The following is a 9,236-nucleotide window of genomic DNA, read 5'->3' as shown; positions in this document are numbered from 1 at the left end:
CAGCAGATCGGCCCGCGCCGCCTGGGTCGGCGTCAGTCCGGCCGCGCGGGCCTTGGCCAGATCGGCCGCCGCGGCCGCGGGGCCGGCGATGTCGAGATCCGCCTCAGCCAGGGCCAGCCCATCCTCGGCCGAGCGCTGCGCCTCCGGCACGGCGGTGACGCGGCGCTGCGCCTCGCGCCGGCTGTGGGCGGTGGTGTCCGAGGCGGGGAAGGCGTCGAACACGCTGCCCGGCGCCAGCCAGAACAGCATCTGCTCGCGGTCCTTCGGCGTGGTGACGATGATCTTGGCCGGGGCGCTGCCGACCGCGGCCACCGCTGCCTCGCCGCGGCCGACGCTGACCCGGCCGAATTCGTTGCTCAGCTCGACCACGCCGGACAGCACCACCAGCGTGGTCTTGCCGTCCGGCCCGACCGCCAGCGACCAGTCGGTGCCGCGGATCGCCGCGGTCGCGGCCGGCGTCGCGATCTCGACGCCGCTGCCGCCGGTCACCGCCCGGGCCCACACCGCGCCGGAATCGAGCTCCATCCGCGCCGGGCCGCCGTCACCGCCGACGTCGCGGACCAGCAGCTGGGAATTGTTGTGGACGCGGATCTGGGTCTGGTCGGCGAACAGGATCGCCAGCCCGCCCAGCGGCCCGGTGCGCAGCGCGTCGCCGCCCAGCAGCACCTGCTGTACCTCCGCATCCTGCCACAGCTCGGCGGCGGTGAAGCGGATCTCCGACTCCCCGTTGGCCTGGACGATCGACCCCGCGGCCCTGCCGTCGCGCGGCACCGCCGCGGCATCGGCGACATCGAACCAGAACAGAGGAAAAGCGAGGCTCAGCGAGCCCAGCAGGATCCGCCGGAGAACACGGCGGTGCATCGAACAATCCCGGTCCATCAAATACCCTGAGACAATGGCGACGGTCGGTCCCCCCAACCGGCAGACAGCAAAAACAATAAAGCGAAAAATGCCCGCGATCTCCCCTCCAATTGGAGGGTGCCGGGAGATATTAAGCCGTCATGGCGAGCCCCGAAGGGGCGTGGCCATCCAGTCGTGCAGCCGGAACGAACCCGACCATCCTGGATGGCCACGGCGCTGCGCGCCTCGCCATGACGAAAAAAGGTGGACTAAAGGTCCCCGGCCCTCAGCGCCGCAGCTTCTTGCGGTCCAGGAACGCTTCGTTGACGCAGTTGCGCAGGGCGCCGCTGCGCAGATAGGCGACGGTGGTCTCGGCCGACAAATGGCGGGCGTCGGCCTGGCTCTCCGGGCTCGACCACGCCGCATGCGGGGTCAGGATCAGCCGGCCGCGCAGCCAGTCCGGCTGCTCGTGATACGCCGCCAACAGCGGCGGCAACGGGTCGGGCGGCGGCTCCTCCGGCAGCACGTCCAGCGCGGCGCCGGCGATCCGCCCGTTCTGCAGCGCGCCGTGCAACGCCTCGAGGTCGACGATGGCGCCGCGGGCGGTGTTGATCAGCACCGCATGCGGCCGCATCACCGAGAAGGCGGTGTCGCCGAACAGCCGGTGCGTCTCCGGCGTCAGCGGCGCGTGGATCGAGACGATGTCCGAGGCCAGCAGCAGGTCGGACAGGGTCTCGACCCGGGTGACGCCCAGCGCGATCTCTACCCCGCGCGGGATGTAGGGGTCGTAAGCAAGGACCTCCAGCCCGAAGGCCTTGGCCCGCATCGCCGTGGCGGTGCCGATCCGGCCCAGCCCGACGATGCCGATCCGGGTGCCGCGGATCCGCCGGGTCAGGCGCCCGGCCTCCAGCGTGTAGTTGCCGGCCGGGTCGGCCTGCAACGCCTGGTCATAGGCCGGGATGCCGCGCAGCAGCGCCAGCATCAGGCCGATGGCATGGTCCGCCACCTCGCTGGTGCCGTAATCCGGCGTGTTGGCCACCGGGATGCCGGCGGCGCCGGCGGCGGCCAGGTCGATATGGTCGAAGCCGACCCCGGCCCGCACGATGATGCGGCAGCGGGTCAGCTTGTCGATCACCGACTGGTCGACCTTGAGCTCATGCCAGGTCAGCAGCGCGTCGCACTTCGCGTAGACCTCGTCCGGGATCTTCTTCCGGTCGCGCTCGCGCCGGATCACGAACTCGACATCGGCGCCGCCGACCTGCCGTTCGATCACGGCGTCGTCGGCATATTGCGCGTCGGGCGTCAGGATGGTGAAGCGGGGCGCCATCTGGGTCCGGCCGGTCAGTGGTCGGCGCGGTGCAGGATCGACGCCAGGCCGGTGTCGTAGGCCAGGCCGTCGGCGGTGACGATGGCGGCGCCGGGGAAGCCGGAGCGGATCAGCCCCTTGCGCTCGAGCGCCGCGAACACCGCGATATTGTGCAGCCCGGTCATGTCCCGGCCCATCACCACCGCGTCGCCGACATGGTAGTGGTCGCCATGCGGCGGCGGGAAGCTGGAGACCAGCACCGTGCCGTCCTCCTGCTGGGTGGCGAAGCGGGGAGTCTGGGCCATCTGCTGCAGCACGGTCAGGGTCTTCAGCTGCAGCGGGTTGAGGCCGAGGGGATTCGTCTTGGCGGGCATCGGGCGTCGTCGGTTGTGAGACAGGGCAGGCCGTCGCGGGCCCGTCACGGAACGGTAGCAGTGCCCGCCGCCCGCCGCCACTGGACGTTGGAGCGGGATGAGTTCAGGTGAGATCGGGTCATCCGATCGCACCGAGGCGGGGTGTTGTTGCCTCTCCCGCTTGCGGGAGAGGTCGGAGACGCGAAGCGGCTCCGGGTGAGGGCCCTTTGTCGAGGCCTGGGCCCACCCTCACCCGGTCGTCCTACGGACGCCCGACCTCTCCCGCCAGGCGGGAGAGGCAACGCGCGAAGACACTTGGCATCCTGTCAGCCATGGCCGAATGCACTGGCGTGACCACGACCTCATCTCATTCCGCTCTAGACCCCGCCCGGGGCGATCCCTTCTCGCATCAGCAGCCGGCGCAGCGGCGCCACCCGCTTCACCGCCTGCAGCGCGAGGGCGCGGAGGGCGAGGGCAGGGGCGGCGTCGGTCAGCAGCGACCGGTTCAGCAGGTCGACCCCGGCGCTGCGGCTGGCGACGTCGCCGCGCCGCCTGGCCTCGTAGCGCGCCGTCACCGCCGCGGCGCCCGGATCGGCACCGGCGCGAACGGCCTCGCTTGCGACCGCGGCGATCGCCGCGGCATCGCGGAAGCCGAGATTGAGGCCCTGGGCACCGATCGGCGGCAGGGCATGCGCCGCCTCGCCAACCAGCGCGACCCGCGGCAGCGCCAAGCGCCGTGCGGCCAGGCCGGACAGCGGGAACAGCTGGCGCGGCCCGTCCACCGTCACCACGCCCAGGATCGGTTCGGCCCGCCGTCCGATCGCCTCCGCCAGGGCGGTGTCGTCGAGCGCCGCCAGCGCCGCGGCCTCGGCTGGTCGGGTCACCCAGACCAGGCTGGACCGCCGGTCGCCCAGCGGCACCAGGGTGAAGGGGCCGGCGGCGGTGTGGATCTCGGTCGAGATGTCATCATGGCCGCGGGCGTGGCGCAGCGTGGTCACCAGTGCCGCCTGGTCATAGCCCCAGCGCCGGACCCCGATGCCGGCCGCTGCGCGCACGGCGGAGTTGCGGCCGTCGGCGCCGACCACCAGCCGGCCATGCAGCGTCTCGCCGCCGCGGGTCCTGACGGTCACGCCGCCGATGCCGATGCGGATCTCCACCGTCGTCTCGGACACCCGGCGCAACCCCGGCGTCGCGGCGACAGCCCCGGCCAGGGCGGCGACCAGGTCGCGGTTGGCGATGTTGTGGCCGAAGGCGTCCCGGCCGATCTCGGCGGCGCGGAACACCACCTCCGGTCCGCTGATCCGCCGCCCGCCGTCGTCGATCAGCCGGATCGCCCGCATCGGCGCCGCCACCGGCAGCAAGGCCGGCCAGATCCCGGCCCGCTCCAGGATCGCGACCGACCCGGCCAGCAGGCCGGTGGTGCGGTGGTCCTCCGGCGCCGGCGGGGCGACCAGCACGGTGGTGATGCCGCTTCTGGCCAGCAGCAGCGCGGCCAGCAGCCCGGCCGGGCCGCCGCCGACCACGATCGCATCGGCCTCGGGTGTCTTGCGGGTGCGAGTCATGCGCGCACCATAGCAGGCGATCGCGGCGTTCGGCCTGCGGCCGAAGCGGCCCTGGCCTTCGCCGCCGCCATGGGCTAAAACCCGGGCCTCTCCAGACCTGTATACGCGGAGCGGCTCCCGATGGCCTCCTACCAGTACGTCTTCGTGATGAAGGACATGACCAAGGCCTATCCGGGCGGCAAGGTCGTGCTGGAGAAGATCTGGCTGTCCTTTCTGCCGGGCGTGAAGATCGGCGTGCTGGGCCCGAACGGCTCGGGCAAGTCGACTCTGATGCGGATCATGGCCGGGATGGACAAGGAGTTCACCGGCGAGGCCTGGGTGGCCCAGGGCGCGACCGTCGGCCACCTGTCGCAGGAGCCGGAGCTGGACCCCACCAAGACCGTGGCCGAGAACGTGATGGAGGGCCTGGCCCCGATCAAGGCGCTGGTCGACCGCTTCAACGCCGTCAGCGAAGCGATGGGCGAGCCGGACGCCGATTTCGACGCGCTGATCGCCGAGCAGTCCGAGCTGCAGGAGAAGATCGACGCCGCCGACGCCTGGGACCTCGACCGCACGGTCGAGATCGCCATGGACGCGCTGCGCTGCCCGCCCGGCGACAGCCCGGTGACCAACCTGTCCGGCGGCGAGCGGCGCCGCGTGGCCCTGGCCAAGCTGCTGCTGGCCAAGCCGGACCTGCTGCTGCTCGACGAGCCCACGAACCATCTCGACGCCGAATCCGTGGCCTGGCTGGAGCACCATCTCGAGGACTACAAGGGCACCGTGGTCATGGTCACCCATGACCGCTACTTCCTCGACAACGTCACCGGCTGGATCCTCGAGCTCGACCGCGGCCGCGGCATCCCCTACGAGGGCAACTACTCGGCCTATCTCGAGGCCAAGGAAAAGCGCCTGGCCCAGGAGTCCAAGGAGGAGTCGAGCCGGCAGAAGACCCTGGCCGAGGAGCTGGAGTGGATCCGGCAGGGCGCCCGCGGCCGCCAGGCCAAGCAGAAGGCGCGCATCCACGCCTATGAGGACCTGCTGGCGCAGAGCCGCGAGCAGGCTCCGGGCCAGGCCCAGATCCTGATCCCGACCCCGGAGCGGCTGGGCGACAACGTGATCGACGCCCAGGGTTTGTCGAAGGGCTTCGGCGACCGGCTGCTGATCGACAATCTCAGCTTCCGCCTGCCGCGCGGCGGCATCGTCGGCGTGATCGGGCCGAACGGCGCCGGCAAGTCGACCCTGTTCAAGATGATCACCGGCCAGGAGCAGCCGGATGGCGGCGCGCTCAAGGTCGGCGAGACGGTGAAGCTCGGCTATGTCGACCAGAGCCGCGACGACCTCTCCCCGAACAAGACGGTGTGGGAGGAGATCTCCGGCGGGCTCGACGAGATCGACTTGGGCAAGCGCAAGATGCCCAGCCGCGCCTATGTCGGCGCCTTCAACTTCAAGGGCGGCGACCAGCAGAAGAAGGTCGGCCAGCTGTCGGGCGGCGAGCGCAACCGCGTCCATCTGGCGAAGATGCTGAAATCCGGCGCCAACGTCCTGCTGCTCGACGAGCCGACCAACGACCTCGACGTCGAGACGCTGCGGGCGCTGGAGGAATCGCTGCTGACCTTCCCGGGCTGCGCCATCGTGATCAGCCACGACCGCTTCTTCCTCGACCGCCTCGCCACCCACATGCTGGCCTTCGAGGGCGACAGCGAGGTGGTGTGGTTCGAGGGCAATTACGAGGATTACGAGAAGGACCGCCACCGCCGCCTGGGCACTGCGGCGGACCAGCCGCACCGAATCAAGTACAAGCCGCTGACGCGCTGAGGCGGGTCGTCCGTCGCCTCAGCGTCTTCCATCGTCATCGCGGCCTCCACAGGGCGTGACGGCACAGTCCCGACCGGCCGATACCACCACCGGTCGGGGACGGCCGGGCGCTACAGCACGAAGTCGGCGGCGACAAGGCCGATGGCGCCGGTGAGCTGGATGTGGAAGTCGGAGACGCCGTCGCCGTTGATGTCGCCGGCGATGGTGGTGGTGGTGCCGTTGGAGGTGTAGCGCAGCTGGCCGGCATGACGGGTATACAGCCCGGTGCCGATGAAGCTGAAGGCTTGGTTGCCGGCAGCGCCGCTGTTGGCGTCGATCGCCGACAGGTCGACCCGGTCGCCCTGGGCGTGGCTGAAATCGGCGATCCGATCCGCGGCCCCGACCTTGCTGTCGCTGGTGGCGGAGAAGACGAAGCGGTCGCCAGCACCGCCGCCGCGCAGCACATCCTGGCCGGCCCAGCCGTTCAACGCATTGGCGACGGCGCTGCCGGTGATCTGGTCGGCGCCGGCCGAGCCGTTGACGTTCTCGATCGAGATCAGGGTATCGCCCTGGGCATCGCCGCCCGACCCGGTGCCGGTCGCGAGGTTGACCGTGACCCCGGCGGTGCCGGTGTAATAGCTGGCTGTGTCGACGCCGGCGCCGCCGTCGAGCCGGTCGGCCCCGGCGCCGCCGCGGAGCAGATCATTGCCGCCCCAACCGGCCAGGGTGTTGGCACCGGCGCTCCCGACCAGGCTGTCATTGCCCTGGTTGCTGCCGGTGAGGTTCTCGATGCCGACAAGGATATCGCCCTGCGCGTCGCCGCCGCCGGCGGTGCCGGCCGCGAGGTTCGCCGTCACTCCGGCCGCGCCGGTGAACCAGCTGGCGGTGTCGCTGCCGGTCCCGCCRTCGAGCCTGTCGGCCCCGGCGCCGCCGCGGAGCACGTCATTGCCGCCTAAGCCGGCCAGGRCGTTGGCGCCGGCGCTCCCGATCAGCGTGTCGTTGCCCAGGTTGCTGCCGGTGAGGTTCTCGATGCCGATCAGGGTGTCGCCCTCGGCGTCGCCGCCCGACCCGGTGCCGGTGGAGAGATCGACCGTGACCCCGGCCGCGCTGATGGAATAGCTGGCGGCGTCGCGGCCGGCGCCGCCATCGAGCGTGTCGGCCCCGGCGTCGCCACGGAGCACGTCGTCACCACCCCAGCCAGCCAGGACGTTGGCGGTGAAATTTCCGATCAGCTTGTCGTTCCCCTGGTTGCTGCCGGTGACGTTCTCGGTCTCGTATATGATGTCGCCCGTCGATGCGGTGAAATTCGAGAGGATGATCGTGACGCCGGCCGCATCGGCGTAGTAGCTCACGGTGTCGATGCCGTCTTCGCCGCGAATGTCATCGATCCCGGAGCCGCCCCGAAGTACGTCGTTGCCGTCGCGCCCGCGCAGGGTATCGGCACCGGCGGAGCCGTCGATCACGTTGCTGCCGCTGTCGCCGAACAGGAAGTCGTTAAACGAGCTGCCGATCAGGTTCTCGACCGACACCAGGCTCACCAGGTTGCCACTGGCGTCGCCGCCGAGGCCGCTCGCCCTGATCACGACCCTCTCGCCGTGTCCGCTGAAGTCGGCGGTGTCGATACCGTCGCCACCGTCCAGAGTGCCGGAATCGAATTCAAAGAGTATGTCACTGCCTGCGCCGCCGTGAAGGCTGTCGTCGCCGGCGCCGCCATTGAGCGTATCCTCGCCGTCCCCGCCACTGAGCGCGTCGTCACCGTCTCCGCCTGCCAGGGAATCGTTCCCTTGCAGGCCCGAAAGGCTGTCGTTGCCTTCGAGACCGGAGATGATGTCGTTCCCGGCGTCGGGGGGGAGATCCGTTCCAACGAGTTCATCGTCGCCCGGAGTGCCGTTGATGATGGCCATGATGGTTCCTCCCCGTTGGTATCGGGTTGCCGGCGCGATCGGCGGCCGGCGTTGCATCAATCGATGAAGTCGAAATGCCTGCAGATAATGGGGTGAATTTGATCCAAAATCGCTACTTCATACCAGAGGATTGTGACATCCGTCCCAATGAGGAGTTGCGGCGCCGCGGCCAAGGTCCGGGCGTTATCTCGCGCGCTTGATCTGCGGCAGGTCCCGGGTGAACGCGCGAAAGCCGACGCCGGTGTACAGGTTCCGGGCGGCCGGGTGCGCCGGCGCGCCAAGACAGGCGACCAGCATGCGGTTTGCGCCGGCCGCCCTGGCCAGGTGCATGCCGTACAGCTGCAACGCGGTGCCCAGCCCCCGTCGCCGGAAGTCCCGGTGCGTGCCGACGGGCTCGAACTCGGCGGTTCGCGTCGGCTCGTCCAGCCAGATGATCGCGGTCGCGGCCAACGTGCCGTCCGCTGCCGCGATCAGCGGATGCAGATCGGCCCGATACGGCCAGGTCCGCCGGACCCGCTCGAACGCCGCCTCGGCGAGGCTGGCCGGATGCCATGCATCCCGATGCGCCTTGACCGCGTCCGCCACCGAGACGTCCCCGGCCGTCAGGAACCGGAATCCCTCGGGCAGCACCGGGTCCGGTAAATCCGTCAGCTCGCGTCCATTGAACTGCACCCAGGACCCGTCATCCGAACCGGCCTCCGCATCGAAGGCGTAGCCATGCGCGGCGACGATGGCCTGCGCCTGGACATCCGCGGACTGCACCGTCAGCAACCGGTCGACGTCGCCCGCCACCTCGTCGTACCAGTCCAGGATTCCGGTCAGAAGCTCCGGCCGGTCCGGATGCGCCTGCCAGATCAGATTGGCCGTCTTGGCCTCACGGAACGTGCCGTCGCTGCGCGGGACCCGATACGGCAGATGCGCCCAGCCCCACGCCGCCAGCCGGCCGTCGACGAACCACAGCCGGTGCCGCCAGAACCGGCCGAGCGCGTCGACATCCTTGGCCCAGACCCAGGCCAGCTCGCCGACGGTCGCGTCGCCGTTCACCAGCTCCGGCCGCGATGCAATCACCTGCTGGGCCAGGCCCTGCATCAGCCGGAGTTCGGTCGAGCCAAGATCTTCCATCCGAGCACCTTGGCAAGGCCGGGCCGCCCTGTCGAGGGACGGCGGTCAGGACCGCATCGACCGCTTTCCGCCGCTTGTGGATGTGTAAACGCAATGTTCATTGCGCCGACTCTCGCTCTTCGTTCATGCTACGTTCCATGGAGCCCGCACCAGCAGATCTCGACATCCAGGCCTTCTGCCGCAGCCTCGCGCTGCAGCAGATCCAGATGCTCACGCGCCTGGCCGAGATCGCCATGCAGCTGGCCGAGGGCGAAGGCACCCGTGCCGTCACCGCCCAGGCCCGCGCCGCACAGCCCAAGGCCGACGAGGCCGCGGTGCAGGCGGCCCGGGCCGAGGCGCAGGAGGCCGGGCTGGCCTTCAACCGCTTCTCCCGCAC

General features: G+C 70.3%; 8 protein-coding genes and 1 pseudogene. 2 read left to right on the top strand and 7 right to left on the bottom strand.

What is annotated here, in order from left to right; all coding sequences use genetic code 11:
* The 4 genes from AB4Z01_RS34995 to AB4Z01_RS34980 form a co-directional block, all read right to left on the bottom strand.
* Positions 1 to 861, bottom strand: an 861-nt coding sequence (locus AB4Z01_RS34995) for a FecR family protein (protein ID WP_441701297.1), incomplete at its 3' end; no start/stop codon positions are given.
* Positions 862 to 1,126: 265 nt separating this feature from the next.
* Entirely contained in the window at positions 1,127 to 2,167 is a 1,041-nt protein-coding gene (locus AB4Z01_RS34990) for a C-terminal binding protein (protein ID WP_441701295.1), read from the bottom strand.
* A gap of 14 nt (positions 2,168 to 2,181) precedes the next feature.
* Positions 2,182 to 2,520 (bottom strand): hypothetical protein, encoded by a 339-nt coding sequence (locus AB4Z01_RS34985; RefSeq protein WP_438607733.1) that lies wholly within the window; start codon positions 2,518 to 2,520, stop codon positions 2,182 to 2,184.
* A gap of 356 nt (positions 2,521 to 2,876) precedes the next feature.
* Positions 2,877 to 4,061 (bottom strand): UbiH/UbiF family hydroxylase, encoded by a 1,185-nt coding sequence (locus AB4Z01_RS34980; protein ID WP_441701293.1) that lies wholly within the window; start codon positions 4,059 to 4,061, stop codon positions 2,877 to 2,879.
* Between the two features lie 120 nt (positions 4,062 to 4,181).
* On the opposite strand from AB4Z01_RS34980, the gene ettA reads away from it, so the two are divergent.
* Positions 4,182 to 5,855: an energy-dependent translational throttle protein EttA gene (gene ettA / locus AB4Z01_RS34975; protein ID WP_441701291.1), complete on the top strand. Its 1,674-nt coding sequence runs from the start codon at positions 4,182 to 4,184 to the stop codon at positions 5,853 to 5,855.
* 110 nt (positions 5,856 to 5,965) lie between these two features.
* On the opposite strand, the gene AB4Z01_RS34970 is transcribed toward ettA, so the two are convergent.
* The 3 genes and pseudogenes from AB4Z01_RS34970 to AB4Z01_RS34960 all read right to left on the bottom strand — a co-directional run bounded on the left by AB4Z01_RS34970 (position 5,966) and on the right by AB4Z01_RS34960 (position 8,860).
* Entirely contained in the window at positions 5,966 to 7,417 is a 1,452-nt protein-coding gene (locus tag AB4Z01_RS34970) for a calcium-binding protein (protein ID WP_441701299.1), read from the bottom strand.
* A 126-nt stretch (positions 7,418 to 7,543) separates the two neighbouring features.
* Positions 7,544 to 7,738 (bottom strand): annotated as a pseudogene (locus tag AB4Z01_RS34965) (calcium-binding protein); the annotation flags it as partial.
* A 183-nt stretch (positions 7,739 to 7,921) separates the two neighbouring features.
* Positions 7,922 to 8,860, bottom strand: coding sequence for a GNAT family N-acetyltransferase (locus tag AB4Z01_RS34960; RefSeq protein ID WP_441701289.1), 939 nt, complete (start codon positions 8,858 to 8,860; stop codon positions 7,922 to 7,924).
* A 137-nt stretch (positions 8,861 to 8,997) separates the two neighbouring features.
* Here AB4Z01_RS34960 and AB4Z01_RS34955 point away from each other — a divergent pair.
* The coding region (locus AB4Z01_RS34955) for a hypothetical protein (protein ID WP_441701288.1) at positions 8,998 to 9,236 on the top strand (239 nt) is incomplete at its 3' end.

This window comes from Inquilinus sp. YAF38 (genome assembly GCF_052113205.1).
Taxonomy (GTDB): domain Bacteria; phylum Pseudomonadota; class Alphaproteobacteria; order DSM-16000; family Inquilinaceae; genus Inquilinus.
This window is presented reverse-complemented; position numbering and strand designations above follow the sequence as displayed.